Origin of the sequence: Streptomyces sp. Y1 (assembly GCF_041053115.1) — a bacterium.
In the GTDB taxonomy this organism is placed as follows: domain Bacteria; phylum Actinomycetota; class Actinomycetes; order Streptomycetales; family Streptomycetaceae; genus Kitasatospora; species Kitasatospora rubellomurina.
Genome location: NZ_CP163445.1, coordinates 3,781,026 through 3,806,937, shown reverse-complemented (window position 1 = coordinate 3,806,937; position 25,912 = coordinate 3,781,026). Strand labels below are relative to the sequence as shown.

Sequence of the window (25,912 nt, the reverse complement as noted above, 5' to 3'; positions counted from 1 at the left end):
GTGATGCCCGTCGTGCGGGAGTTCCGACTGCCCGACCTCGGTGAGGGTCTCACCGGGGCCGAGGTGGTGCGCTGGATGGTCGAGGTCGGCGAGGTGATCGCGGTCGACCAGCCGGTGGTGGAGGTCGAGACGGCCAAGGCCGTGGTGGAGGTGCCCTGCCCGTACGGCGGGGTGGTGACCGCGCGGTACGGCGAGGTCGGCGAGGAGATCGCCGTGGGCGCGCCGCTGGTGACGGTCGCGGTGGCGTCGCCCGGCGGGGCCGCGCCCGAGGAGCCCGCCGAGCGGGCCGCTCAGGTGGCCGCTCAGCTGGCCGCGGAGGTGGAGCGGCCGCTGGTCGGGTACGGCGTCGCCGAGTCCAAGGGCGGACGGCGGCGCCGGGTGGGCGTGCCTGCCGCTCCGGCCGCGGTCGCCCCGGTCGCGGGCGCCCCGGTCGCGGTCGCGCCGGCTCCCGTTGCTGCGGCTCCCGTCGCGCCGGCCGCTTCCGTGGTGGTGCCGGTGATCTCGCCGCTGGTGCGGCGGCTGGCCCGGGAGCAGGGCATCGACCTGGGCGCCGTCGCGGGCAGCGGGCCGGACGGGCTGATCATGCGCGCGGACGTCGAACGGGCGGTCGCGGCGAAGGTGGCCGCTCCGGCGGCCTCCGTCGCCGCCGCGCCGCAGGAGGGCGTCGTCCCGCTGCGCGGGCTGCGCAAGGCGGTGGCCGAGAAGCTGAGCCGCAGCCACCGGGAGATCCCGGCCGCGACCTGCTGGGTGGACGCGGACGCCACCGAACTGATGGCGCTGCGGCGGCAGTTGAACGCTACGCCGGGCCCGAAGGTGAGCGTGCTGGCGCTGCTGGCGCGGATCTGCACGGTCGCGCTGGCGCGCTTCCCGGAGCTCAACTCCAGTGTGACGGAGGACGGTTCGGGCATCATCCGGCACTCGGCGGTGCACCTGGGCTTCGCGGCGCAGGGCGAGCGCGGGCTGGTCGTACCGGTGGTGCGGGACGCGCACACCCTCGGCACCGAGCAACTCGGCTCCGAGCTCGGCAGGTTGACCGAGGCGGCGCGCGACGGCTCGCTCTCGTTGGCCGAACTGACCGGCGGCACCTTCACCCTGAACAACTACGGGGTGTTCGGTGTGGACGGCTCGACGCCGATCCTCAACCACCCGGAGGCGGCGATGCTCGGCGTCGGCCGGATCGTCGCCAAGCCCTGGGTGCACGAGGGGCAGTTGGCGGTGCGCGAGGTCACCCAGCTGTCGTTCACCTTCGACCACCGGGTCTGCGACGGCGGGACGGCGGGCGGCTTCCTGCGGTTCGTCGCGGACTGCGTGGAGCGGCCGGGGATGCTGCTGCGGCAGCTGTGACCGGGCCGCGGCCGTGACCGTCGCGGCCGTGACCGTCGCGGCCGTGACCAGGGCCGGGCCGCGGCCGTGACCAGGGCCGGGTTGCCCTGAGTGGACCGGGGCCCACTCAGGGCAATCGCAGATCGAGTGAGAGTAGCGCGTTCCCGGGCCGGGTGTCCGGGCTTCGCGCGATTTGTCGGATGAGTACTTCGGGCATGCCACGCTGCCTAGGCGCCAGTAGGGATCCAGCCAGGTGGTGGCGCAGTGCGGCCGGAGGCGAAACGATTCTCTTGGGTACTCGAAACGCGGCGGTGAAGTCCCGCCGAACACTTCTGATCCGCACCGGGCACGGTTCGGCGGGGGTCGCCGCCGTCCCGGGCCTGGCGGAGTTGCCGGAGTTGCCGGAGCTGCCGCCCGAGCCCGTGGCGGCGCAGCCGGCCCGGCAGCCGATGCCGCTGGACCCGCCGGACCTGCCGCCGGCGGACGGCGCCGCGGCGCTGCCGCAGGCCGTCCACCCGGTGATCCCGGCCCGGCCGGCCCAGCCGCCGGCCGTGCCCGCGCCCAGCTATCCGGAGCCCGGTCATCCGCACCCCGGCCACCCGGAGCCGTTCGCGACGACCACCGGCGTCGCGCCCGCCTTCCAGCCGCTGTTCGCCGACGCGCCCGGCCTCAACTGGGCGGGCCCCGGCGACAGTTGGAGCGAGGCCTGGGCACACCGGCCGGCCGTTCCCGCGCTGCCGCCCGCGCCGCAGCCTGCCCCGCTGTCCGTGCCGCCGGCCGCCCAGCCGGACCTCTCCGCCGCCGAACTCCCTCCCACGCCACGGGACATCGAGCTGATCCGGGCCAGCCTCGCCGTCGTCGAGCCCGTCGCCGACCGGGCCACCGCGCACTTCTACGCGCTGCTCTTCCTGCACCACCCCGAGGTCCGCTCGCTCTTCCCGGCCGCCATGGACGTCCAGCGCGACCGCCTGTTCCGCGCCCTGCTGGCCGCCGCCCGCGGCGCCGAGGATCCGGTGGCGCTGCGCACCCGGCTCGGCGAGCTCGGCCGCGGCCACCGCCGCTACGGCACGCTGACCGGCCACTACCCCCCGGTCGGGGAGTGCCTGGTGCAGGCGCTGGCCCGGTACGCGGGCGCCCGCTGGGACGCCGACACCGAGCTGGCCTGGCGCCGCGTCTACCGGCTGATCTCCACGATCATGATCGAGGCCGCCGAGGAGGCCGCCCGCACCTCGCCGCCCTGGTGGCAGGGCGAGGTCGTCCGGCACGAGCGCCGCACCCGGGACGTCGCGGTGATCACCGTCCGCCCCGACCAGGCGTACCGGTACCGGGCCGGGCAGTACTGCAGCCTGGAGACGCCCTGGTGGCCGAGGGTCTGGCGGCACTACTCCTTCGCCACCGCACCCCGCCCGGACGGGCTGCTGACCTTCCACGTCAAGGCCGTCCCGGCGGGCTGGGTGAGCAACGCGCTGGTGCACCGGGCCGCGCCCGGGGACGTCCTGCGGCTGGGCCCGGCGGCCGGTGCGATGACCGTCGACCACGCGCTCGGCGCCGACCTGCTCTGCCTGGCCGGCGGCACCGGCATCGCCCCGATCCGCGCCCTGGTCGAGGAGGCCGTCGAGTACGGCGGGCGCGGCCGCAGCGTCGAGGTGTTCTACGGCGCCCGCGGCGCCGCCGAGCTGTACGAGCTGGACGGGCTGCGCGAGCTGGCGGCCCGTCACCCCTGGCTGGCGGTGCGCCCGGTGCTGTCCGGCAGCGGGCCGGCCGAGGGCGTGCTGACCGGTGAACTGCCCGAGGTGGTCGGCCGGTTCGGCCCGTGGACGGGCCGGGAGGCGGTGCTCAGCGGGCCGCCCGCGATGGTCCGCCGGGGTGTCGGGGTGCTGCTGCGGGCGGGGGTGCCGGCCGAGCGGATCCGGCACGACCTGGTCGGCGAGCTGGCCGCCGGATGAGCGGCAGAGCCGGCCGGGCCCGATGAACGGGCCCGGACCGCGACACCGGCCCGGACCGGGTCCGTCAGCCCGGGTTCGGTCGGCCCGGGTTCCGTCAGCCCAGGTCGGGGGCGAGCAGAGCCCGGACGCCCTCGATGTTCGCCGCCAGGTACGCCCGCAGCCGGGGCGGGACGACGTTGACCGAGGTCACGCCCTCGCGGGTGAACGGCAGCCGGACCACCTCGTACTCGCCGTTCGGGTCGTCCACCTCGGGCCCGTGCCGCCGGCTGAGGTCCATCGAGGCCAGCCGGCAGACGAAGAAGTGCTGCACCTTGACCCCGTGCGGGTGCAGCAGCGTCCCGTCGTCGTGGTGGGTGTGGCTGATGGTGTCGACGAAGGCGGGCACCACGTCGACCACCTTGCCGCCCAGTTCCTCCGCCACCTCGCGGTGCAGCGCGTCCACCACCGTCCGGTCGCCCGGCTCCACACCGCCGCCGGGGGTGATCCAGTACGGGTGCGGCGAGCCCGGCCGGACGCGCCGGATCAGCACGATCGAGGCGGGGCCGTGCGGATCGTCCGGGTCCAGCTCCAGCAGGATCGCGCGGGCGGTGCGCTTGACCACCGGGCGCGGCGGCGCCGTGCGCGGGAGCGGGGGAAGCGGCGGAGTGCGGTCGTCGGGGCCCATGGCCACCTCCGGGGCGTGAGCGTTGTGCCGGAGTCTCCCGCGCGGGCGCGGGGTCGAAACGCCGACCCGGGCGGGTGCGTCCGTTCGGGGCTCCGCTGTGCTGCCATGGGCAGCCACCGGACGAAAGCGAGAGGGGCTGGCGCCATGCAGCACAGCACGACGGTCCAGGAGCACCTGGTGATGGGCCTCGCGCTCTCCCCCGAACTGGCCCTCGGCCTCGTGGTGGAGCTGGCCTACGACCCGGGCGACCCATACGCCGTCCGGTTCACCTTCCACCTGCCCGGCGATCCGCCGGTCACCTGGGTGTTCGCCCGCGAGCTGCTGCTGGACGGGCTCGGCGGGCCCGCCGGCGAGGGCGACGTGCTCATCGAGCCGGTCGAGGAGGAGCGGTCGCCGGAGGTGCGCGTCACGCTGCGCTCGCCCGGCGGCGAGGCGGTGCTGCGGGCCCGCGTCGCGCCGCTGCTCGCCTTCCTGGCGCGCACCGACCGGCTGGTGCCGATCGGGCGGGAGAGCACCGGGCGGCAACTCGACGCCGAGCTCGCGGACATCCTCGGCGGCCCGGGGCACCCGGGGTGAGCGCACGGGGAGGGGCCCGGACCCGGGTGGACCACCCGGGCACGGGCCCCTCGCGCTCGCGCGCACGGCCGCCGGTTCCGTCAGTCGTCGTCCAGGGCCAGGTGCAGGCCCCAGGAGACCAGGCTGATGATCAGCGAGCCGATCAGCGCGGCCCCGAAGCCCTTGACGTGGAAGTCCAGTTCGAGCTTGGTGGAGGCCCACGAGGTCAGCAGCAGCATCAGGGCGTTGATCACGAAGGTGATCAGCCCCAGCGTCAGGATGAACAGCGGGAAGGAGAACAGCTTCACCACCGGCTTGATCAGCCAGTTGATGACGCCGAACACCACGGCCACGCCGAGCACCGTGAGCGCCTTGTGCTGCCAGTCGGCCTTGCCCTGGGCGAGTTGGATACCGCTGACGATCCAGGCGGCGACCCAGATGGCCGCCGCGTTGATCAGTGTCTTGATGACGAAACCCTTCATACCGCCCAAGCGTGGCAGGCGCCCCGGCCGCTGGGAAGCTCCCGGCGGACGAGTTGGTGTTGAATGCCCCTGATCCGGAAGGTGGACGGACGGGACCGAGTGGAGGGGTGCGGCGGTGAAGCTGTTCCGACTGGACGAACTGGACGCCGAACGCTCGGCCAACGACGGGGCGTACCTGCGCTTCCTGCGCGAGCCGCGGATGTCCGCCGGGCTGTACGCGCTCTCCCCCGGCGACACCGACACCCAGACCGCCCACGAACAGGACGAGATCTACCAGGTGATCAGCGGCCGCGCCGAGCTGACCGTCGGCGCCGAGACCGCGACGGTCGGGCGCGGCACCGTCGTGTACGTCCCGGCCGGCACCCCGCACCGCTTCCACCACATCACCGAGGAACTGCGGGTGCTGGTGGTCTTCTCGCCGCCCGAGGACTGAGCACCGCACGCGCACGGGGGCGTTGCATAGGGTCGTTCGCATGACCCGAAGCCTCACCGAAGAACTCTGGACGGCCATCGAGCCGATCTACGCCGAGATCCTCGCCCACCCCTTCCTCGGCGGCCTCACCGACGGCACCCTGCCGCGCGCGGCGTTCCGCCACTTCGTCGTCCAGGACTCGCACTACCTGCGCGACTACGCCCGCGCGCTCGCCGTCTGCGCCGCCAAGGCGCCCGGCGAGGAGGACGTCCGGGCCTTCGCCGACGACGCGGTCGGCGCGCTCGCCGCCGAGCAGGGCATGCACGCCGCGTTCCTGACCGCCTTCGGCGACAGCGCCGAACGGGCCGCCGCCGAGCCGGTGCTGCCCACCACCCGGGCCTACACCAGCTACCTGCTCGCCACCGTGTACGGCGGCTCCTTCGCCGAGGCGCTCGGCGCGGTGCTGCCCTGCTACTGGATCTACGCCCGGGTCGGCGAGGCGCTGCTCGCCCAGGGCTCGCCCGACCCGCTGTACGCCCAGTGGATCGCCACCTACGGCGACGAGGCCTTCCAGTCCGTGGTGCGGCGGGTGCTGGCGCTCACCGACCGGCTCGGCGCGGAGCTCTCCCCGGCCGAACGCCGCAAGGTGGTCGAGCACTTCACCACCACCTCGCGCTACGAGTGGATGTTCTGGGACGCCGCCTGGCGCGGCGAGCGCTGGCCGGTCTGACCTGCGGGAGCCTGGCTCTCGGGGGTTTCCCCGGGGGTCGGGATCGGGGTGATCTCGGGGTTCTCTCCGGGCCGTTGGGCCTCGTTCGGGCCCACCCGCCCCCGTACGATCGAAGTACCGAAAGCAAGCGGGATGCGGCACCGGACGGCAGCCGGCCCGAGGGGAGAAAAGGAACCGACATGGCTGAGCTCTGGAAGTCGCTGCCCTCCTGGGTGCGCAACATCGTCATCCCGGTGCTGGTCCTGGTGCTGGCGTGGAACATCGTGGGCTTCGTCTTCGGTGTGGTCGGCGCCCTGCTGAGCATCGTCATCAAGCTGCTGGTGGTGGTCGGCATCGCCGCCGCCGTGGTGATCCTGGTGAAGAAGGCGGCCAGGAGCTGAGCCGCCGGCCCAGCACGCGCCGTCGAGGCCCGGCACCCCCGTCGCGGGGTGGCCGGGCCTCGGGCATTTCCCCGGTGGCCGTCTGGACCTGCGGCGATCGGCTCGCTACGGTGTTGGGCGTCATGCGCAGGCAACCCGCCTGCGGACGCGGGAGCTCGGAGCACCGGGCTGAGAGGACGCTGACCGGAGCCGTCGACGGACGGACCGCAGGCTGCGTCGACCGCAGGAACCTGACCGGGTAATGCCGGCGTAGGGAGTAGAGGTCAGATGACCACGTTCGAAGCACAGCCGCAGTCTGCCCAGGCCCAGTCCGCCGCCGGCGCCCCCAGCAGCGAGCGCACCGGCTACCCCACCCCGGCGTGGCACAAGGCCTACCGCGAAGGATCCCGGCCCGACCTGCGCGTCCCGTACCGCGAGGTGCACCTCACCGACGGCAAGACCGTCCCGCTGTACGACACCTCCGGCCCGTACACCGACCCCGCCTACCAGCCCGACGTGCGGCGCGGCCTCCCGCCGCTGCGCGACGCCTGGATCCGCCAGCGCGGCGACGTCGAGGAGTACGACGGCCGCGAGCCGCGCCCCGAGGACGACGGCATCAAGCACACCTCGCCGCGCGGCGGCGACCTGCGCAACCTCGACGCCGTCTTCCCCGGCCGCCCGCGCCGCCCGCTGCGCGGCCGCGGCGGTGCCGCCGTCACCCAACTCGCCTACGCCAAGCGGGGCGTGGTGACTCCCGAGATGGAGTTCGTGGCGCTCCGGGAGGGTCTTGAGCCGGAGTTCGTGCGCGCCGAGGTGGCCCGCGGCCGCGCCGTCATCCCGGTCAACGTGAACCACCCCGAGGTGGAGCCGGCCGTCATCGGCACCAACTTCCTGGTGAAGATCAACGCCAACATCGGCAACTCCGCCGTCACCTCCTCGATCGAGGAGGAGGTGGAGAAGATGACCTGGGCGACCCGCTGGGGCGCCGACACCGTCATGGACCTCTCCACCGGCCGCAACATCCACACCACCCGCGAGTGGATCCTGCGCAACTCCCCCGTGCCGATCGGCACCGTGCCGCTCTACCAGGCCCTGGAGAAGGTCGACGGCCGGGCCGAGGAGCTGAGCTGGGAGGTGTACCGGGACACCGTCATCGAGCAGTGCGAGCAGGGCGTCGACTACATGACCGTCCACGCCGGCGTGCTGCTCCGGTACGTCCCGCTCACCGCGCGCCGCAAGACCGGCATCGTCTCGCGCGGCGGCTCGATCATGGCCGCCTGGTGCCTCGCGCACCACCGGGAGAACTTCCTCTACACCAACTTCGAGGAGCTCTGCGACATCCTCGCCGCGTACGACGTCACCTTCTCGCTCGGTGACGGCCTGCGCCCCGGCTCCATCGCGGACGCCAACGACGAGGCCCAGTTCGCCGAGCTGAAGACCCTCGGCGAGCTCGGCCGGATCGCCCGCGAGCGCGACGTCCAGGTGATGATCGAGGGCCCGGGCCACGTCCCGATGAACAAGATCAAGGAGAACATCGACCTCCAGAAGGAGATCTGCGACGAGGCGCCGTTCTACACCCTCGGCCCCCTCGCCACCGACGTCGCCCCCGGCTACGACCACATCACCTCGGGCATCGGCGCCGCGATGATCGCCTGGTGGGGCACCGCGATGCTCTGCTACGTCACGCCCAAGGAGCACCTGGGCCTGCCCAACCGCGACGACGTCAAGACCGGCGTGATCACCTACAAGATCGCCGCCCACGCCGCCGACCTCGCCAAGGGCCACCCCGGCGCCCAGGCCTGGGACGACGCGCTCTCCGACGCCCGCTTCGAGTTCCGCTGGGAGGACCAGTTCAACCTGGCCCTCGACCCGGAGACCGCCCGCGACTTCCACGACGAGACCCTCCCGGCCCAGCCCGCCAAGACCGCGCACTTCTGCTCGATGTGCGGTCCGAAGTTCTGCTCGATGAAGATCTCCCAGAAGATCCGTGACGAGCACGGCGACGGCTCCACCGCCGTCACCACCGACTTCGACGCCGAGGCGCTGGCCGGCATGCAGGCCAAGTCGGAGGAGTTCGCCGCGCAGGGCAACCGCGTCTACCTGCCGCTGGCCGACTGACGGTCCGATGACGGAGCGCCGCCCCGAGGCGATCGGGGCGGCGCTCCGGCGTTCCCGGGCCGGGGATATCGGGAATTCACGTGTTTCCGTCCGCTGCTGCCCGGACTACCGGCCTGCCCAAGGCTGTCCCGGCCGCCTCGGCCGCCTCGGCCGCCGCGGTTCGCGTGGGGGCGTCAGGAGATGGCGCGCAGCCGCTGCGGGGCGGGGTGGCGGAGCCGGTCGAGGGCCTGCTCGGTCGCCTCGTCGGCCGGCAGGTAGACGGTCAACTGCTGGGCTTCGGCGGCGAGTTCCATGGTCTCGCGGTGGAGCCTGAGCCGGTCGCCCGAGGGGTGGTCGAGGCGCAGGACGCCGCGGCGCGGGACGGTGTGCCGGTTGAGGCGGGCGGTGAAGTCGGGGCCGGCGACGGGGGCGAGCTCGGTGGTGAGCCACTCGGAGTTCTCGACGGACGGGCCGAGCCAGAGGTCGAAGGCCTGCTCGTCGGCGACGTCGTCCCAGTCGGGGAAGAGCGTCCGGGCGGCCGGGTCGGTGAAGACGTAGCGGGTGAGGTTCGGGGCGTCGGTGTCGAGCAGACCGGCGGCGCCGAGGGTGAGTTCGTAGCCGCTGGTGCGGGCGAGGACGTCGCCGAGCCGGTTGGTGACGGCGGCGATGCCGGGTTCGAGCAGGCGCAGCGTCGCGAGGACGGTCGGGCGGACGTCGCGGCGCGGGGGTGCGGGCCGGGTGCGGCCGGCGCACTCGCCGCCGGTGATCTTGGCGAGGTAGCGCAGGTGGGTGCGTTCGGCGGGGGCGAGACTGAGGGCGTCCGCGAGGGCGTTGACGATCGGCGTCGAGGGGTTGCGGTCGCGGCCCTGTTCGATGCGGGTCAGGTACTCGACGCTGATGCCGGCCCGGGCGGCGAGGTCGGAGCGCCGCAGGCCGGGTGAGCGGCGGCGGCCGTGGTCGGGCAGGCCCAGCGCCTCCGGCTGGATGCTGTCGCGCTTGGCCCGGACGAAGTCCCCCAGTGGTGTCCCCATGGGCAGCAGCGTACGGCGCGCGGCGGAGCTCAGCCTGGCCCTGCGGGGGACAGCCTGAGTGCGGCCTGGCTGCGGCGGCGGGCCGGGCGAAGAGTGGTGGCCATGGAGAACACGGAGCACGACACGCACAAGCTGGTGATCATCGTCGGAAGCGTCCGGGACGGCCGGTTCGGCCCGGTGGTGTCCTCGTGGGTGGCCGAACAGGCCGCCGCCCACGACGCGTTCGAGGTGGAGGTGGTCGACCTCGCGGAGGTGGAGCTGCCGCTGGCCCTGCCGGCGTCCTCGCCGAAGTTCGCGGGCGACGGCTACCCCCGCCCGGCCGGGATGGCGCGGCTGACCGAGGCCCTGGAGGGCGCGGACGCCTTCCTGATCGTCACCCCCGAGTACAACCACAGCTACCCGGCCTCGCTGAAGGCCGCCATCGACTGGCACTTCACCCAGTGGACGGCCAAGCCGGTGGCCTTCGTCAGCTACGGCGGCGCGGCCGGCGGCCGGCACGCGGTGCTGCACCTGGAGAACGTGCTGACCGAGCTGCACGCGGTGACCATCCGGGACGGCCTGGCCTTCCCGAACTACTTCACCGCCTGGCGGGACGGCAGCCCGCTGGACCCCGCGGCGGCCGGCTACGCCAGGACCCTGCTCGACCAACTCGCTTGGTGGGCGGGTGCGTTGAAGAACGCCAGGGCCGTCGCGCCGTACCCGGCGTGAGGGCGGCGGCGATGGAGTACGGGAAGCTCGGCGGCACGGATCTGACGGTCAGCCGGATCGCGCTCGGCTGCATGGGGTTCGGCGATCCGGCGCACGGGCACAACCCCTGGTCCCTCGGCGAGGAGGCCGCGGCGCCGCTGTTCCGCAGGGCCGTCGAGCTGGGCATCACGCTGTGGGACACCGCCAACGTGTACGGCGGCGGCACCTCGGAGGAGATCGTCGGCCGCGCCGTCCGGAGGTACACCCGGCGCGAGGACGTGGTCGTCGCCACCAAGGTCGGCCTCCCGATGCACGACGGCCCGGGCGGCTCGGGGCTGTCCCGGCGGGCGGTGCTCGACCAGGTGGACGCCTCGCTGCGACGCCTCGGCACCGACTACATCGACCTCTACCAGATCCACCGGTTCGACCCGGGCACCCCGGTGGAGGAGACGGTGGCGGCCCTGCAGGAGGCGGTGGCGGCGGGGAAGGTCCGCCACCTCGGCGCCTCCTCCATGTGGGCGTGGCAGTTCGCGAAGCTGCAGGACGCCGCGCGGCGGCTGGGCGGGCCGGGCTTCGTGTCGATGCAGAACCAGTACAGCCTGGTGCAGCGCGAGGACGAGCGGGAGATGTTCCCGCTGCTCGCGGACCAGGGCGTCGCCAGCCTGCCCTGGTGCCCGCTCGCCTCGGGGCGCCTGGCCCGTCCGTACGGGCAGGGCACCGAGCGCTCGGCGAGCGATCCGGTCGGGCGGCGCTTCTTCGAGGGCGTCGACCGTCCGATCGTCGACGCCGTCCAGCGGGTCGCGGCCCGGCGCGGCCTGCCGATGGCACGGGTGGCCCTGGCCTGGGTGCTCGGCAACCCGGTCGTCGCCGCCCCCGTCATCGGCGCGACGCGGCCCGCCCACCTGGACGACGCGGCCGCCGCCCTCGCCGTCCGCCTCGACGCCGACGAGACCGGGGCCCTGGAGGCCGGCTACACACCCCGCCGCCCGACCGGCTTCTGAGCCGGGGGCGCGGCTGCCCGAGCCGTGGCGCCTCAGGCGCTCGGCACGTCCTGGGGGTACCAGCGGAGTTCGACGGTGTTGCCGTCCGGGTCCTGGACGTACAGGGAGGTGGCGGTGCCGCGGGCGCCGTAGCGGGGGCCGGGGCCGTCGAGGACGGTGAAGACGCCCGAGTCGACGACCTCCTGCCAGTCGAGGGGTTCGACGGTGAGGCAGATGTGGTCGACGTTGGACTCGTGCCGGGGGCGGTGGAACAGGTCGATGATGGTGCCGGCGTTGACCCGGACGGAGGGGAAGGAGACCTGGCCGGCCCGCCACTCGTCGACCCGGACGGGCTCCAGGCCGAGCAGGCCGGTGTAGAAGTCCAGGGACCGCTCGATGTCGGCGACGTTGAGGACGAGGTGGTCGAGGGCGATGACGCGCATGGTGGCCGGCTCCACGGGTGAGGGGGGCGGTGCGGTGACGGGTTCCACGATGCTCCGTCCCGGGGCGGGCTTCAACGGTGGATCACCGTACGATCGTTGAGCTGGATTCAACGGTCGAGGGGGCGGCGGATGCTGGAACGGTTGGAGATCGAGGTCTTCCTGGCCCTGGCCGAGGAGTTGCACTTCGGCCGGACGGCCGAGCGGCTGCACCTGACCACCGGGCGGGTCAGCCAGCTGGTGAAGCAGCTGGAACGCCGGATCGGCGGGCCGCTGTTCGAGCGCACCAGCCGCTCGGTGCGGCTCACGCCGGTGGGGGCGCGGCTGGTGGAGGACCTGACGCCGGTGGTGGCCGCGATGGAGGCGGCGGTGCGCCGGGCGGTGGACGCCAGCCGGGGGGTGTCGGGCGGGCTGCGGGTGGCGTTCCTCGGTGAGCAGACGGCGCCGGTGCTGCTGCGCGCGGTGGCGCTGTTCGGCGCGCGGCACCCGGACTGCCGGGTGGACGTGCGCGAGGTGCAGCTGACCGACTCCCGGGCGAGCCTGCTGGACGGCACGGTGGACGTTTTGATCGCCTCGTACCCCTTCGGCGGGATGGAGTGCGGGCCGGTGCTGCTCACCGAGCGGCGGGTGCTGGCGGTGGCGGCGGACCACCCGCTGGCCGGGCGGGAGTCGGTGTCGCTGGAGGTGCTGGCCGACCACCCCGTGGTGCAGTACCCGGCGCAGACCTCGGTCGGCTTCAAGCGCGACCGCACCCCGGACCGCACCCCGTCCGGCCGGCCGGTGCCGAAGGGCCCGGCCGGGCGGACGTTCTCCGAGATGCTCAGCCTGGTGGCGCTGGGCCGGGGAGTGCTCCCGGTCGGCGAGCACTCCCGCCGCTACTACCCGCGCCCGGATGTCGCGTACGTGCCGATCCACGACGCGCCGCCGATCGAGCGCGGCCCGGTCTGGCTGCCGGGCAACGGGACGGCGCGGGTGCGGGAGTTCGTCCGGGCCGCGGCGGAGGCGGCCGCCGCGGCCCGGACGACGCCCTGAGCCGGGGCTCAGGAGGACAGCAGCTGCGGTTCCGGCTCGCGCGGCGCGTCGTCGGAGGAGCGGACCGGGCCCAAGGGGCCCCGGCCGGTGCTCCGGTGGCGGTACTCCAGGGCGGTCACGACCAGGACGGCGACGGCGGCGACGCCCATCGTGGCGGCCACCAGCTGCCACACGGGCGTGGACCACTGGTACTCCTCGGCCAGCATCGACGCGTACGTCTTCGGCCGCAGGAACGGCAGGTAGCTGGCGAAGGACGCCGTCTGCACCAGGATCGGGGCGAACCAGAGCCGGCGCGGCAGGTAGAAGGCCGCGACCAGGCTGAGCACGTCCGCGAGGTAGAAGTAGCGGTCGTGCATGGCCGGCAGCAGGAACGGCACCGTGATCGCCGAGGAGAGGGCGGTCAGCAGGACCTGGTTCTGGGTGAGGGTGGGCCGGGCGGCGCCGCTGCGCAGGGCCCGCCGCCCGGTGCGGGAGAACAGGGCCAGCGCGATCAGGGCGCACACCACGGCGCCGGCGATCAGGACGCCCGTGCCGCGCATCGCCTCGACCTGGTGCGGGTCGGCCGGCGTCTTGACGAACTGGTACACCGAGGGCGCGTCGAGCGCGAGCTTCTGCGCGTACGAGTCGGCCTGCCGGGTGTAGACGGTGAGCAGCTTGCCGGGGTCGGCGCCGACCAGGAACGCGGGGACGTCCAGGGCCAGGAAGACCGCCGGGACGGCGAGCAGGCTGCGCCACAGCACGCGCCGGGTGACGAGCATGACCAGCAGGAACGGGAAGACGAAGACGGTCTGGAGCTTGAACGCGAGGGCGAGGCCGAGCATCGAGCAGGCCCACCACGGGTGGCGGGTGAGCACGAAGTAGACGGCGCCCAGCACGAAGGAGGTGTAGATCGCGTCGGCCTGGGCCCACCATCCGCTGTTCACCGCGACGGTCGGCAGCAGCAGGGAGAGCAGCGCGGCCGCGAACGGCTGCCAGGCGTCGCGGCGGGGGTAGCGCAGCGCGACGATCCGGAACACGAAGAAGGCCTGGAGCAGGTCGAAGGCGATGGAGATCGCCTTGATCCCGACGAGCGCCGATCCCGGGAGGTAGGTGAGCGCGGCCAGCAGGTACAGGTAGGGGACGTTGTAGTCCGCGAAGCCGGTGTCCTTGAGGGCGCGGAAGCCGCCCTTGTGCTCGATGGTCCGGTACCACCGGTGCAGGAAGTACCCGAAGTCCAGCGACTGCCAGTGCAGCATGAGGTACCGCACGAGCAGCGCGACCGCTCCGATGCCGACGGCGAGCGCGATCCGGACCGCCGGTCTGGCGAGCGGTGGTAGCGGTATCGGCTCGCTCTCGGTGCTTTCGGGGCGTGCGGTTGTGCCCGTCATGTGGCCTCCGTGGAAAGGTCGGGACGCGACCCTTCGGCGGCCCCCCATGGCTACCGCACATTTAATCCGATCTTTGGAGAGATCTTGATGCCGGGGAGGAGATTCAACCGACCTCGTCGGGCCCCGTGAAGTCCGGGCTGGTGAAGGACGGGCCGGTGAAGCTCGGGCCGGTGAAGTCCGGCCCGGTGAAGTCCCGCCCGGTCGCGTCCGGGCCGGTGAAGGACGGCGATTCGTACCCGGGGCTGCTGAAGTGCGGCGCCGGCCGGGCGTCCGCGTCGCCCCCGCCGTCCGCGCCGTCGCCGCCGTCGCCGCCCGGTCCGCCGGGGACGGCCGGCAGGGCGGCGTGCAGGTACGGGAGCAGGCCGCGGTCGCGCAGCGCGGTGCGCCATTCCCGGCGGGCGTCCGCCAGTTCGGCGAGGAGCTCGCGGTCGGTGCCGGCCGGGGCGGCGGCGCCGTCGCGCAGGGCGGTGAACACCAGCCCGGTGACGCCCACCGCCATCGCGGCGACGCCCGCGGCGAGGGCGACCCAGCCGGCGGTGGCGAGGGAGCGGCCGAGGGCGAGCGTGGAGTCGGCGGCGCGCAGCAGGCAGCCGAGCAGCAGCAGGGCGATGCCGGCGGCCCAGGCGAGGATCGGGGTGAGCACGGTGAGGACGGGGAACAGCCCGGCGCCGCCGCCTCCGGTGCGCAGCTGGGCGAGCAGGCCGGGGGCGGTGGGCTCGGTGCCGGCCTCCGGCGGGGGCGTGTGGTGCAGGCTGTCGCGCAGCGCGGTGTAGTGGGCGTACTCGGTGGCCGCCGCGGCGGCTATCCGGTCGGCGTCGCGCAGGGCGAGGACGCGGAGCTGGGCGGTGGTGAGGGCGCCGGGGGCGCGCAGGGCGGTGAGGACGGTGCGGTCGCGCAGGGCTTCGCCGAGTAGGCGCTCGTAGTCGGGGCGGTCCTCGGCGAGCAGTGGCGGGGGGTTGGACATGGGGACCCCGTTCGGGCAGACCCCGGCCGGCGTCGGGAGGCGCGGGGGCCCCGGGGCGCCGGTGCGGGCACGGAGGCGGGCCCTGGACGGGCGGGCCGGGTGTGACGTGCCTCATGGTAGGGGCGGCCGTGGCCGGGCTGACAGTCGGTTTCCGGAATTTCGCGCCCCGGGCCGCGCGCGTGCGGCGGCCCGGGCGCCGGGAACAACCGTTCGAGGGCGGCCGTCAGTTGACGGGGAGTCGGGCGATCAGCAGGCGCCCCTCCATGGTGACGCCGCCGTCCATGGCGACGGCCAGGTCGTCCGCGTACACGTACGGCCCGGGGATGTGGGGCGGCTGCCCGTCGTCGTTGTGCACCGCGCCGGTGAGGTACGGGATGGGGCTGTGCCCGTGCACGATCCGGCTGCCGCCGTAGGTGCCGAGGAGCTCGTGGACGGCCATCGGCCCGGCGTCGCCGCGGAAGGCGAAGCGCTTGGTGAAGCGGCGGAAGCAGTCCCACCACTCGTCGACGCCGCTGTCCAGCAGCAGGGTGTGCACGGCGTCGTTGACGTCCGGGATGGACTCGCCGTACTCCAGGTACGCGGTGGTGTCGGAGTGCAGCAGCAGGTGGTCGTCCTCCAGCGCGATGGCCGGCAGCCGGGACAGCCAGCTGATGTGGTGCGCCTCCAGGCGGTCGAGGTCGTTCTGCTGGCCGCCGTTGAGCCGCCAGGCGGCGAGGAAGGAGGCGGTGCCGGCGGTGGACTGCACCGGCTCGTCGCCGTACTTGGCGGCGCCCAGGAAGAGGAGCTCGTGGTTGCCCATCAGGGCGCGGCAGTAGCCGCCGGCGGCGGCGGCCTCGGCGGCGAGCTGCATGACGAGGTCGATGACGCCGATGCCGTCCGGGCCGCGGTCGGTGAAGTCGCCGAGGAACCAGAGCCGGGCGCGGCCGGCGGACCAGTGGCCGTCCGCGTCGATGATGCCCTGGTGGCGCAGCTCGGCGCGGAGCTCCTCCAGGTAGCCGTGGACGTCGCCGACGACGTACACCGGGCCCGGGGGCTCGTCGGGGCCGGGGGCCGGGTACGGGTAGGTGGGCGCGGCGGGGTCCTGCAGCGGCGGGCCGAGCTCGATGGTCGGCGGGTCGTCGCGGTCGGTCGGGCCGGAGTGCTCGGCCGTTCCCGGGTGCTCGGCCGGGCCGGGGTGCTCGGCCGGGGCGGGGTGTTCGGGCTGCTCGGCGGGGAGCTGGAGGGCGGGGGAGGGCTGGTCCGGGAGGGTGGGCTCGTAGCCCTCGTCGTACCCCTCGTCGTAGCCGCGGTGCTGACCGTGGTCGGAGAAGGCGACGGCGTGCGACTGGGCGTGGACGGTGTGGCCCTGGCCGTGCCCGTCGGCGGGCCAGTGCTGTTCGAGGTAGCGGGCGCCGCCGTAGCCGCTGTAGGTCTCCGCGTCGTACGACTCGTACGTGCCGGGAGCGCCGGCCCCGCCCGGACCGCCCGGACCGCCCTGGGCGTCGTACCCGTGGCCGGCGGCGTGGTCCGGCTCGTAGTAGGTGCCGTACGGCAGCACATCGAGGTCCGGCTGGTGGCGGGGGCCTGAGGCGGGGTGTTCAGGCCCGGGGAAGCGGTCCTCGGGTGTCATTCGCCCATCATAGGAAGACCACTCTCCCGGCGTCGTCACCTGGTGGGTATCCAATCCTCCGGAGCGTCAGCCGGGCGTCCCGCTAGGTCCGTTTTGTCCCGACTCGTTATGGTCTAGACCTCGCCGGGGGGCCGGGGAGGGCTGACGGTGGTGCGCGGACTCCGGCGCTGGGAGGACGCGCGGACGATCAGTTCGGTGGGCATCAGGGTGCCCGGCGGCGGGCCGGTCCCGGCGGTGCGGAAGCGCGGCGGGAAGAGCCGGGCGATGTCCACGCCGGTGCCCGAGTCGACGCCCTCGATCGCGTCGATGAGCAGGTTGACGACGGTGGTGCCGATCCGGCGCGGCTTCAACGAGAGCGTGGTGATCGGCGGTTCGGTGGCCGCGTAGACGTCGCTCTCGCTGCAGCAGACCAGCAGCAGGTCGTCCGGCACCCGCAGGCCGTAGCGGCGGGCGGCGGCCAGCAGGTCGGTGCCGTTGGGGTCGAACAGGCCGTAGACGGCGTCCGGCCGGTCGGGGCGGGCGAGCAGCCGGTCGGCGGCGACGGCGCCCGCGGCCGGGTCGTGCGCCGGGTACGCCTCGTACACCGGCTCCTGGCCGACCTTGGCGCACCAGCCCAGGTAGGCCTCGGTGGAGAGCCGGGTGTAGGTGTCGGTGCTGGTGCCGGTGAGCAGGCCGATCCGGCGGGCGCCGGCCTCGGAGAGGTGGTCCAGGATGCCGAGCACGGCGGCCTCGTGGTCGTTGTCGACCCAGGCGGTGACCGGGCAGTTGCCCGGCTTGCCGTCGCTCACCACCGGGACGCCGGACCGGTACAGCTCGCTGACCAGCGGGTCCTGGTCGGGCGGGTCGATCACGACCGTGCCGTCCAGGGCGATGTTGCCCCAGACGTCGTGCCGGGAGGAGGCGGGCAGCACCACCAGCGCGTAGCCGCGGCCCAGGGCGGCGCTGGTGGCGGCCCGGGCCATCTCGGCGAAGTACGCGAACTCGGTGAAGGTGAAGGGCTCTTCGCCGTAGGTCGTGACGGTCAGCCCGATCAGGCCGGACCGCCCGGTGCGCAGGGTGCGGGCGGCCGCCGAGGGGCGGTAGCCGAGGCGCTCGGCGACCTCGCGCACCCGGCTGCGGGTCTCGTCGGGCAGGCGGCCCTTTCCGTTCAGCGCATCGGAGACGGTGGTGATCGACACTCCGGCGGCTGCTGCCACATCCCGGATGCCGGCCCGCTCCAGACGCCGTGAGGTGGTGGGACGCCGACCGCTCTGGTTGGCTGCTGCTGTCATGGCGGACCGATCGTATGGCTCCTGACAAGGGTCTGTGACCGGCGCATCGGGGGCACTCGAAGATACGTTTCTCCGCTAGTGAGCCGGGGTGCGCCCCTTCGATACCCGCCCACAACCAGGGCTCTTACCTCTGACATGTGCCGAAGGAACCGGGCAGAATGGCTGATCTGCACCTGTAAGCCGACCGGGCATCTCACTCCTACGGGTGAGGGCGGTCGGTATCGTGCAAAGCACCCGACCGGGGTGGTCCGGAGCGTGTTCCGGAGCCCGCGGCACAGCGGCGACCCCGACCGTGCCACGGCGGGCGGAACGAATGACGCGACCGGAGAGACACGAAGGAGTACGACCGTGAGCAGTGGTACGTCAGCGCAGGGCCCGCGGCTGCGGCCGACCCTCGACGGCATCCCCACCTACAAGCCCGGCAAGCCCGCCGGCGCCGACGCCTACAAGCTGTCCTCGAACGAGAACCCGTACGAGCCGCTCCCCGGCGTGCTCGAGGCGGCCGTCGCGGCGGCCGGCTCCTTCAACCGCTACCCCGACATGGGCGTGAGCGAGCTGGCGCGGGTGCTGTCCGAGCGCTTCGGCGTGCCCGTCGAGCACATCGCCACCGGCACCGGCTCGGTCGGCGTCGCGCAGTCGCTCATCCTCGCCACCGCCGGCCCGGGCGACGAGGTGATCTTCGCCTGGCGCTCCTTCGAGGCCTACCCGATCATCACCCAGGTCGCCGGCGCGACGCCGGTCATGGTGCCGCTGACGGCCGGTGGCGACCACGACCTCGACGCGATGCTCGCGGCGATCAACGAGAAGACCCGGCTGGTCTTCGTCTGCAACCCCAACAACCCGACCGGCAACGTGATCCACCGCGCCGAGCTGGAGCGCTTCCTGGACGCCGTCCCCGGCGACGTCCTGGTCGTCATCGACGAGGCGTACATCGAGTTCATCCGGGACGCCGAGGTGCCCAACGGCATCGACCTGTACCGGGACCGTCCGAACGTGTGCGTGCTGCGCACCTTCTCGAAGGCGTACGGCCTCGCGGGCCTGCGGGTCGGCTTCGCCGTCGCGCACGAGCCGGTGGCCGCCGCGCTGCGCAAGACCGCGGTGCCGTTCGGCGTCACCCAGCTCGCGCAGAACGCCGCCGTCGCCTCGCTGCGCAGCGAGGAGGCGCTGCTGGAGCGCGTCGAGGCGCTGGTCGAGGAGCGCGGCCGGGTCGTCGCCGGGCTGCGGGCGCAGGGCTGGGAGATCCCGGACTCGCAGGCCAACTTCGTGTGGCTCGGGCTCGGCGAGCACTCGGCGGACTTCGCGGCGCGGTGCGGCGAGGCCGGCGTGATCGTCCGGCCGTTCCCGGAGGGCGTGCGGGTGTCGATCGGGGAGGCCGAGGGCAACTCGATCTTCCTGTCGGTGGCGGAGGCGTTCCGCAAGGAGATCAGCGGCTGAGGCCTGCTGGCTGCTTTCCGTTCCGCAGGGGCGCGCTCCGTTGGGGGTGCGCCCCTGCGGCGTGTTCGGGCGGGCCGGGGCCGGGCTTCTGCCGGCGGGCGGATGAGGATGTGCTCCCGGATGGGCGGGGATCGCTGGGAGGAGCCTGGGAGTTCGGCCAAGGGCTGCCCAGGCCCCGGCCAAGGCGCCCGCGCGACGGAGGTGGTTCGGGCGGAATGCCCGGATCCTGTCGGTCAGACTTCTCCCAGCCGGCGCCCAGGACCGTGCAAGAGCACCCGGCGAAGCTGTCCGCCATGAAGGTGCTCCCACGGCGGCGAGGCGCCGTCCTCGTCAACTCCGCGCTCGGCGTGGCCCTGCTGGGCGGCGCCGTCCTCGCGTACACGGCGGTCAACGGCAGCGGTGGGACGGCCGCGGCCAAGTCCGCGCCCCGGACCGCGACCGTCTCCAAGGGGACGGTCCTGGCCACCGTCTCCGGAACCGGCACCCTGGTCTCGCCCAGCGACGCGGCCCAGGACTTCGCCACCGGCGGTCGGCTCACGGCCGTCAAGGTCGCGGTGGGTGACGCGGTCAAGAAGGGGCAGGTGCTGGCGACCGTCGACACCACGGCGGCCCAGCAGCAGGTGGACGCCGCCCAGGCGGCCCTCACCACGGCCAACGCCAACCTCACCAAGGCGCAGGCCGGGGTCACCACGACGACCACCGAGCCGCTGCCCCAGGCCTCCGCCGCGTCGCCGGCACCCTCGGGTGCGGCCGCGGGCGGGGGCGGTCGCGGGGCGGGCGGGAGCAGCGCGCCCGCCCCGCAGACCACCACCATCACCACCACCAAGGTCGACGACGCGGCCGTCGCGCAGGCCCAGCAGCAGGTCGCCACCGCGCAGACCAACCTCACCAACGCCCAGAACGCGCTGGCCGGCACCACCCTGACCGCGACCACGGACGGCACGGTCGCCTCGGTCTCGGCGAAGGTCGGGGACACGGTCGGGGCCACCGGCTCCGGCTCCTCGGCCGCGTCGTCCTCCTCGTCCAAGTCGGCCGGTGCGAGCGCGGTTTCCGGCTCGCCCAGCGGCTTCATCGTGCTGACCAACCCGACCGGGATGCAGGTCACCGCCAACTTCTCCGAACTGGACTCGCTCAAGCTGAAGAAGGGCGAGGCGGCCTCCGTCACCCTGAACGCGCAGTCCGACACCAAGCTCAACGCGACCGTCCTGTCCGTCAGTTCGCTGCCGTCCGGCGGCTCGGGCGGCGGCGCGGCGGGCGGCTCCGCCGTCCAGTACGCGGCCACGCTGCAGATCGGCGGCGACACCGGCACGCTGCGCACCGGCCTCAGCGCGACCGTCCAGGTGATCACCGGCGAGGCGGACAACGCGCTCTCGCTGCCGACCTCGGCGCTGTCCGGGACGGGCGCCAGCCGGACCGCGACCGTGGTCCACCCGGACGGCAGCACCGAGCGGGTCACCGTCGGGGTCGGCGTCGAGGGCGACAGCACCGTGCAGGTCGTCTCCGGGCTCAAGGAGGGCGACAAGGTCGAACTCCCCAGCACCAGCGGCGGCAACGGCTTCCCGAACGCCTCCTTCCCGGGCTTCGGTGGCGGCCAGGGCGGTCGGGGCGGCAACGGCGGTGCCGTGGGCATCCCGGGCGGCTCCGGCGGTGGCGGCGCCGGTGGCTCCGGCCGGGGCGGCAAGGGCTGAGCATGCGTCACGTCATCGACAAGCGCGTCCCCGCGCACCCCGTGCCGGTGATCCGGATCAGCCGGCTCACCAAGTCGTACGGGCACGGCGACGCCACCGTGCACGCCCTGCGCGGCCCGTCCCGGCCCGGGACCGACGAGCCGGAGGGTGTCAGCCTGGACATCGAGCAGGGCGACTACGTCGCGGTGATGGGCAGTTCGGGCTCCGGCAAGTCCACCCTGATGAACATCCTCGGCTGCCTGGACGTCCCGACCTCCGGCCGCTACCTGCTGGACGGCATCGACGTCGGCCACCTCGACGAGCAGCAGCTCTCGCTGGTCCGCAACCGCAAGATCGGCTTCGTCTTCCAGTCCTTCAACCTGGTGCCCCGCACCACCGCCCTCGCCCAGGTCGAACTGCCGCTCGCCTACGCGGGCGTGCGCGCCGCCGAGCGCCGGCGGCGGGCGATGGCCGCGCTGTCGCTGGTCGGGCTCGGCGAGCGCGCCGGGCACAAGCCCAACCAGCTCTCCGGCGGCCAGCAGCAGCGCGTCGCGGTGGCCCGCGCGCTGGTCACGGCGCCCGCGCTGCTGCTCGCCGACGAGCCGACCGGGAACCTGGACAGCCGCTCCACGGAGGAGGTGCTGGCCCTGATCGACGGGCTCAACGCCACCGGCCGTACGGTCGTGCTGATCACCCACGAGGACGAGGTCGCGCGGCACGCCAAGCGGGTGCTGCGGCTGGTCGACGGGCAGATCGTGAGCGACGTCCGGCAGGCGCCGGTGGACGGGCCCCCGCCCGTCCTGTCCCCGGCGGGGGTGATGGCGTGATCCTCTGGCAGACGCTCCGCTTCGCGGCCGGCGGCCTGATCGCCAACAAGGTGCGCTCGGCGCTCACCATGCTGGGGGTGCTGATCGGTGTGGCCTCGGTGATCCTGCTGCTGGCGGTGGGCAACGGCTCGTCCCAGGCGGTGAAGGACTCGATCACCTCGCTCGGGACCAACTCGCTGACGGTCAGTGCCGGTTCGGCCTTCGGCGGCGCGCGTTCGGTGGCCTCGGGCTCGGTGAAGAAGCTGACCGTGGCCGATGCGAAGGCGCTGGCGAGCGACGGCGACTCGGCGGCGATCCGGTCGGTGGCGCCCGTGGTGACGACGAGCGCGACGGCGCTGTACGGGAACATCTCGTACAGCCCCGGGTCGGTCGTCGGGACGTACCCGGCGTACTTCGAGACCGCCAACCAGAAGGTCGCGCACGGCGACTACTTCACCGACGACGACGTGCTCGGCTCGCGCAAGGTCGCGGTGCTCGGCGCGACGACGGCCAAGCAGCTGTTCGACGCCGAGGACCCGGTCGGGAAGAAGATCGTGCTCGGCGGGACTCCGTTCACGGTGGTGGGCGTGCTCCAGGCCAAGGGCGGCAGCGGGTTCACCGACCCCGACGACGTGGTGATCGCGCCGCTGCCGACCGTGCAGAACGCGTTCACCGGCTTCGGGGCGGTCAACCAGATCCTGGTGCAGGCCTCGTCGGCGGACACGACGACGGCGGCGCAGTCCGAGATCACCCGGGTGCTGCTCGGGACGCACGCGATCGCCGACCCGGCCAAGGCGGACTTCCGGATCACCAACCAGGCGTCGCTGCTGACGGCCCGGGAGAGCACGACGAAGACGTTCACCGTGCTGCTGGGCGCGGTCGCGGCGATCTCGCTGCTGGTCGGCGGGATCGGGATCACCAACATCATGCTGGTGACGGTGACGGAGCGGACGCGTGAGATCGGCATCCGCAAGGCGCTGGGTGCGCCCCGGGCGGTGATCCTCGGGCAGTTCCTCACCGAGTCGACGCTGCTGTCGGTGATCGGCGCGGGGCTGGGCGTGGCGGCCGGGATCGCCGGCTCGCACTTCAGCATCGTCGGCATCAAGCCGGTGGTGATCCCCGAATCGGTGCTCGGTGCGTTCGGGATCGCCGTCGCCATCGGGCTGTTCTTCGGCAGCTACCCCGCCAACCGGGCCGCCTCGCTGCGGCCGATCGACGCCCTCCGGCACGAGTAGGAGCACTGTCTCGATGAGTTCGATGAGCTCGATGAATCACGATGATCAGGTCGCACTCCTCGCCACGCCGCCGGACGCCCGGGACGTGAGCGCGGAGCTGGCGGCGCCGCCGCGCCGGAAGCTGCCGTGGCTGAGCCTGGTGCTGGCGGGCGGCGTGATCGCCACCGGGGCGTTCGCGGGCGGGGTCTGGTACCAGCAGGGGCAGGGCGGGTCGGGCGGGAAGTCCTCCGCTCGGGCTGCTGCCCCTGCCGCCGGCCCGGCGGCAGGCGGCTACGGCCAGGGCGGCGGGCGGCGCGGCGGGCAGGGCCAGGGTCAGGGCCAGGGCCAGGGCCAGGGCCAGGGCGGTTCCCAGCCCGGGTTCGCGCGCGGCACCGTCAAGGCGGTGGACGGCTCGACCGTGTACCTCACCGATTCGAACGGCAACACCATCAAGGTCACCACCGGCGACGCGACGAAGGTCCAGCTCAACAAGGACGGCAAGGTCGCGGACCTGCTGCCCGGCCAGAGCGTGACCGTCGTCGGCACCCCCGACGCCAACGGTGGCTACACCGCCAGCCAGCTCGTCGAAGGCGCCGCGACGGGCGGCTTCGGCGGCGGCTTCGGAGGCGGTGGCTTCGGAGGAGGCAACCGGAACCCGTCCGGCGGCTGACCCGGAGCCGACGGACGCCCGCGAGGCCCTCGCCCTGGGACGGGCGAGGGCCTTCGCGTGTTCTCAGCGCTGCTCGTCTCCGTTTTCCGGCTTGGGAGGCATCTTCAGCGTGGCGATGACCCCGAGGACGACGGTGGCGATCGCGAGGGCGAGCAGCGCGACGAGGATCGCGCCGACGAAGAAGTTCACCGGGGCTGCTCCCACGGCTGGTCCCGGTCGAGGTCGCGGAGGAGGTGGAGGAGGTTGAGGAGGGTGCTCACGGGCGAGTGCCCGAAGTCGACGAGGACGCGGCCGTCGATGGTGGTGTCGGACGGGGTGGCGGAGCCCCAGAGGAGGCCGTGGGGGGTGCCGCGCTTGCGCAACTCCCGGAGAAGGACGGTGATGTGGTCGGGGGTGTAGTCGTGCATGCGGGGGTCGTCGGGGGTGATGGGCCGGCGGCTCACGCGGCGCAGTCCAGCGTGAACCAGACCGACTTGCCGCGCTCCTGCGGGTCGACACCCCAGGCCCGGGTGAGGCCCTGCACGAGGTGGAGCCCCCGCCCGGACTCGGCGAGGTCGCGCAGCGCGCGCCGGGTGGGGAGGATCGGGCTCTCGTCCGAGACATCGACCCGGAGGGTCCTGTCCACGAGCGAGAAGAAGACCACGGGGGAGACGGTCGCGGCGTGCCGCCACGCGTTGACGATCAGCTCGGCGAGCGCGAGTTCGGCGCTGATGATGGACCCGGAGTCCCACCCGGCCCTAGTCAGCCCGGTACGCAGGGACTGCCGGGAGAGGGCGAGGGAGGGGGAGTTGAGGGTACGCACGGAAACCTCCGGAAGGAAGTGACGTGGAGAGGGGGAGAAGGATCGTCACCGTGAGCCAGGCCGAGATGCCGGTTGCTCTGCGGTGCGCGTGAGGGCATCAGGCGCCTACTGCCCTGTGAACAGGCATTACTGACGATCCGTTGGATCGATCTGACAATGACGATAGCGCACCGGCCCTTAAAGTTAATTCGCTTCGGGGAAGGTTCCCCCTCAAGTGGGACGCCGGTGAGCACGGCACACTGGGTTACGTACCTGTAGAGAGGACGCCATGGCCCTTCGAACCCCAACCCTCCGTCAGCGCCGTCTGGGTGCCGAACTGCGGAGGATGCGAGAGCAAGCCGGCTTCGGAGGCAGCCACCTCGCCCGGCTGCTCGGGGTGACGCCTGCCCTGGTGACCCAGATGGAGAACGGAAAATCGGCAGTCAGCGAGGAGCGCCTGCGCGAGATCGCGACAGCCTGCATGTGTGGCAACGAACCCTTGATCGATGCTCTCGTCGGCATGGCCCGGGAGCGGGAGACGGGCTGGTGGGAGGAGTACCGGGAGCGCCTACCTGCCGACCTGCTCGACGTGGCAGCGATCGAAGCACATGCTGAGCGGGTCTCGACCTACTCGATCACCTTCCTGCCTGGTCTTCTGCAGACCCCCGCTTACGCCGCTTCGGTCTTCGCACGTGCGGTTCCACCGTTGCCACGATCCGAGATCGATCTCCGGTTGGCCTTCCGATTGCAGCGGCAGCAGATCGTTCAGGGTGGTGCCACGCCATACACGGCGTTCATCCACGAAGCCGCCCTCCGCATGCAGTTCAGTGGACCGGAGGCGCTTGCCGATCAGCTCGGCGCCCTCATCGATCACTCCGAAAGCTCAGGCATCTCGGTGCGAGTTGTGCCGTTCAAGATCGAATCGCTGCCCGGCCCCAGCGAGAACTTCGTCTACATCGATGGCCCGGTGCCTGAACTGGACACTGTGCAGATCGACATCAGCTTCGGGTGCCCGCTCTTTGATGCACCCGCTGACCTGGCAAGTTATCGCGAGATCCTCGGCAGGATGGCATCTGTAGCGCTCGCGGAGGACGAATCACGAGACTTCATTCGATCCATCAAGAAGGAGTAGAGGGCAATCATGGGTAGCCCCGCTTGGCAGAAGTCCAGTTACTCAGGTTCCAGCAACGCGTGTGTTGAGGTCCGGGCCATCGCTGGTGTGCTCGAACTTCGCGAGTCCGACGAGGGCGAGGTCGTCGTCCGCATGGCTCCACTCACGTTCGCTGCACTGCTCCAAGGCGCGCGGGCCGGCGAGTTCGACCACCTGACCACCAGCGCCTAGCGAACTGTTCCGGCGGCCCCTTGCTCCTTGCAAGGGGCCGCCGAACCTT

The 25,912-nt window shown here is 73.0% G+C and carries 28 protein-coding genes and 1 riboswitch; of the genes, 17 read left to right on the top strand and 11 right to left on the bottom strand.

What is annotated here, in order from left to right:
• Positions 1-3: 3 nt before the first annotated feature.
• Complete coding sequence (locus AB2U05_RS16105) at positions 4-1,344, top strand: dihydrolipoamide acetyltransferase family protein (RefSeq protein WP_369183557.1); 1,341 nt, start codon at positions 4-6, stop codon at positions 1,342-1,344.
• Between the two features lie 290 nt (positions 1,345-1,634).
• Positions 1,635-3,269, top strand: coding sequence for a globin domain-containing protein (locus AB2U05_RS16100; RefSeq protein ID WP_369183556.1), 1,635 nt, complete (start codon positions 1,635-1,637; stop codon positions 3,267-3,269).
• 94 nt (positions 3,270-3,363) lie between these two features.
• Here AB2U05_RS16100 and AB2U05_RS16095 read toward each other — a convergent pair whose 3' ends face one another.
• A complete protein-coding gene (locus AB2U05_RS16095; protein WP_045697010.1) occupies positions 3,364-3,933 on the bottom strand; it encodes an NUDIX domain-containing protein in 570 nt (189 codons plus the stop codon).
• 144 nt (positions 3,934-4,077) lie between these two features.
• Here AB2U05_RS16095 and AB2U05_RS16090 point away from each other — a divergent pair, with 144 nt between their 5' ends.
• Complete coding sequence (locus AB2U05_RS16090) at positions 4,078-4,509, top strand: SsgA family sporulation/cell division regulator (RefSeq protein ID WP_369183555.1); 432 nt, start codon at positions 4,078-4,080, stop codon at positions 4,507-4,509.
• An 80-nt stretch (positions 4,510-4,589) separates the two neighbouring features.
• Here the strand turns inward: AB2U05_RS16090 and AB2U05_RS16085 are convergent, their stop codons facing one another.
• The gene (locus AB2U05_RS16085) at positions 4,590-4,970 is read right to left on the bottom strand and encodes a phage holin family protein (RefSeq protein ID WP_045697006.1); all 381 of its coding nucleotides are present in this window, start codon (positions 4,968-4,970) and stop codon (positions 4,590-4,592) included.
• 115 nt (positions 4,971-5,085) lie between these two features.
• Here AB2U05_RS16085 and AB2U05_RS16080 point away from each other — a divergent pair, with 115 nt between their 5' ends.
• From AB2U05_RS16080 to thiC, 4 genes are all read left to right on the top strand, one after another.
• Entirely contained in the window at positions 5,086-5,403 is a 318-nt protein-coding gene (locus tag AB2U05_RS16080) for a cupin domain-containing protein (protein ID WP_045697004.1), read from the top strand.
• A gap of 40 nt (positions 5,404-5,443) precedes the next feature.
• Positions 5,444-6,112, top strand: a complete 669-nt coding sequence (tenA, locus tag AB2U05_RS16075; RefSeq protein WP_369183554.1) for a thiaminase II — start codon at positions 5,444-5,446, stop codon at positions 6,110-6,112.
• 179 nt (positions 6,113-6,291) lie between these two features.
• Positions 6,292-6,492, top strand: a complete 201-nt coding sequence (locus AB2U05_RS16070) for a DUF5326 family protein (RefSeq protein WP_045697000.1) — start codon at positions 6,292-6,294, stop codon at positions 6,490-6,492.
• Between the two features lie 137 nt (positions 6,493-6,629).
• Positions 6,630-6,765: riboswitch (TPP riboswitch) on the top strand.
• A complete protein-coding gene (gene thiC, locus AB2U05_RS16065) occupies positions 6,760-8,589 on the top strand; it encodes a phosphomethylpyrimidine synthase ThiC (protein ID WP_369183553.1) in 1,830 nt (609 codons plus the stop codon). It overlaps the preceding riboswitch by 6 nt.
• A gap of 173 nt (positions 8,590-8,762) precedes the next feature.
• Here thiC and AB2U05_RS16060 read toward each other — a convergent pair whose 3' ends face one another.
• Entirely contained in the window at positions 8,763-9,599 is an 837-nt protein-coding gene (locus tag AB2U05_RS16060; protein WP_045696993.1) for a helix-turn-helix domain-containing protein, read from the bottom strand.
• A 102-nt stretch (positions 9,600-9,701) separates the two neighbouring features.
• Here AB2U05_RS16060 and AB2U05_RS16055 point away from each other — a divergent pair, with 102 nt between their 5' ends.
• Entirely contained in the window at positions 9,702-10,307 is a 606-nt protein-coding gene (locus AB2U05_RS16055; RefSeq protein WP_369183552.1) for an NADPH-dependent FMN reductase, read from the top strand.
• 11 nt (positions 10,308-10,318) lie between these two features.
• Positions 10,319-11,287 carry an aldo/keto reductase gene (locus tag AB2U05_RS16050; protein WP_369183551.1) on the top strand — a complete coding sequence of 323 codons (969 nt, stop codon included), beginning with the start codon at positions 10,319-10,321 and terminating at the stop codon, positions 11,285-11,287.
• Positions 11,288-11,319: 32 nt separating this feature from the next.
• Here the strand turns inward: AB2U05_RS16050 and AB2U05_RS16045 are convergent, their stop codons facing one another.
• A complete protein-coding gene (locus AB2U05_RS16045) occupies positions 11,320-11,709 on the bottom strand; it encodes a VOC family protein (RefSeq protein ID WP_045697076.1) in 390 nt (129 codons plus the stop codon).
• A 129-nt stretch (positions 11,710-11,838) separates the two neighbouring features.
• Here AB2U05_RS16045 and AB2U05_RS16040 point away from each other — a divergent pair, with 129 nt between their 5' ends.
• The gene (locus AB2U05_RS16040; protein WP_045696987.1) at positions 11,839-12,738 is read left to right on the top strand and encodes a LysR family transcriptional regulator; all 900 of its coding nucleotides are present in this window, start codon (positions 11,839-11,841) and stop codon (positions 12,736-12,738) included.
• Between the two features lie 8 nt (positions 12,739-12,746).
• Here AB2U05_RS16040 and AB2U05_RS16035 read toward each other — a convergent pair whose 3' ends face one another.
• The 4 genes from AB2U05_RS16035 to AB2U05_RS16020 form a co-directional block, all read right to left on the bottom strand.
• On the bottom strand, positions 12,747-14,105 hold the full coding sequence (locus tag AB2U05_RS16035; protein WP_369183550.1) for a hypothetical protein: 1,359 nt from the start codon (positions 14,103-14,105) through the stop codon (positions 12,747-12,749).
• A gap of 103 nt (positions 14,106-14,208) precedes the next feature.
• Positions 14,209-15,069, bottom strand: coding sequence for a hypothetical protein (locus AB2U05_RS16030; protein WP_369183549.1), 861 nt, complete (start codon positions 15,067-15,069; stop codon positions 14,209-14,211).
• Between the two features lie 223 nt (positions 15,070-15,292).
• Positions 15,293-16,678, bottom strand: coding sequence for a metallophosphoesterase (locus AB2U05_RS16025; protein WP_369183548.1), 1,386 nt, complete (start codon positions 16,676-16,678; stop codon positions 15,293-15,295).
• A gap of 113 nt (positions 16,679-16,791) precedes the next feature.
• Complete coding sequence (locus tag AB2U05_RS16020; protein ID WP_078859964.1) at positions 16,792-17,949, bottom strand: LacI family DNA-binding transcriptional regulator; 1,158 nt, start codon at positions 17,947-17,949, stop codon at positions 16,792-16,794.
• Between the two features lie 348 nt (positions 17,950-18,297).
• Here AB2U05_RS16020 and hisC point away from each other — a divergent pair, with 348 nt between their 5' ends.
• The 5 genes from hisC (at position 18,298) to AB2U05_RS15995 (ending at position 23,740) form a co-directional block, all read left to right on the top strand.
• The gene (gene hisC / locus AB2U05_RS16015; protein ID WP_045708933.1) at positions 18,298-19,383 is read left to right on the top strand and encodes a histidinol-phosphate transaminase; all 1,086 of its coding nucleotides are present in this window, start codon (positions 18,298-18,300) and stop codon (positions 19,381-19,383) included.
• 293 nt (positions 19,384-19,676) lie between these two features.
• Positions 19,677-21,071: an efflux RND transporter periplasmic adaptor subunit gene (locus AB2U05_RS16010; protein WP_369183547.1), complete on the top strand. Its 1,395-nt coding sequence runs from the start codon at positions 19,677-19,679 to the stop codon at positions 21,069-21,071.
• Positions 21,072-21,073: 2 nt separating this feature from the next.
• Positions 21,074-21,877, top strand: coding sequence for an ABC transporter ATP-binding protein (locus AB2U05_RS16005; RefSeq protein WP_045696977.1), 804 nt, complete (start codon positions 21,074-21,076; stop codon positions 21,875-21,877).
• Positions 21,874-23,091, top strand: a complete 1,218-nt coding sequence (locus AB2U05_RS16000; RefSeq protein WP_369183546.1) for an ABC transporter permease — start codon at positions 21,874-21,876, stop codon at positions 23,089-23,091. The genes AB2U05_RS16005 and AB2U05_RS16000 overlap by 4 nt, the downstream gene beginning before the upstream one ends.
• A 31-nt stretch (positions 23,092-23,122) precedes the next feature.
• Positions 23,123-23,740: a DUF5666 domain-containing protein gene (locus AB2U05_RS15995; RefSeq protein ID WP_369183545.1), complete on the top strand. Its 618-nt coding sequence runs from the start codon at positions 23,123-23,125 to the stop codon at positions 23,738-23,740.
• Between the two features lie 63 nt (positions 23,741-23,803).
• Here the strand turns inward: AB2U05_RS15995 and AB2U05_RS15990 are convergent, their stop codons facing one another.
• Genes AB2U05_RS15990 through AB2U05_RS15980 form a run of 3 tightly spaced genes read right to left on the bottom strand, consistent with a single transcriptional unit; the run spans position 23,804 to position 24,542 of the window.
• Entirely contained in the window at positions 23,804-23,929 is a 126-nt protein-coding gene (locus tag AB2U05_RS15990; protein WP_369183544.1) for a hypothetical protein, read from the bottom strand.
• Positions 23,926-24,183 carry a hypothetical protein gene (locus AB2U05_RS15985; protein WP_045708930.1) on the bottom strand — a complete coding sequence of 86 codons (258 nt, stop codon included), beginning with the start codon at positions 24,181-24,183 and terminating at the stop codon, positions 23,926-23,928. The genes AB2U05_RS15990 and AB2U05_RS15985 overlap by 4 nt, the downstream gene beginning before the upstream one ends.
• Positions 24,180-24,542 (bottom strand): ATP-binding protein, encoded by a 363-nt coding sequence (locus AB2U05_RS15980; RefSeq protein WP_369183543.1) that lies wholly within the window; start codon positions 24,540-24,542, stop codon positions 24,180-24,182. The genes AB2U05_RS15985 and AB2U05_RS15980 overlap by 4 nt, the downstream gene beginning before the upstream one ends.
• 268 nt (positions 24,543-24,810) lie before the next feature.
• On the opposite strand from AB2U05_RS15980, the gene AB2U05_RS15975 reads away from it, so the two are divergent.
• Both AB2U05_RS15975 and AB2U05_RS15970 read left to right on the top strand, forming a co-directional pair.
• Positions 24,811-25,653, top strand: coding sequence for a helix-turn-helix domain-containing protein (locus AB2U05_RS15975; RefSeq protein WP_369183542.1), 843 nt, complete (start codon positions 24,811-24,813; stop codon positions 25,651-25,653).
• 9 nt (positions 25,654-25,662) lie between these two features.
• Positions 25,663-25,863, top strand: coding sequence for a DUF397 domain-containing protein (locus tag AB2U05_RS15970; protein ID WP_045708927.1), 201 nt, complete (start codon positions 25,663-25,665; stop codon positions 25,861-25,863).
• The last annotated feature ends 49 nt before the right edge of the window (positions 25,864-25,912 follow it).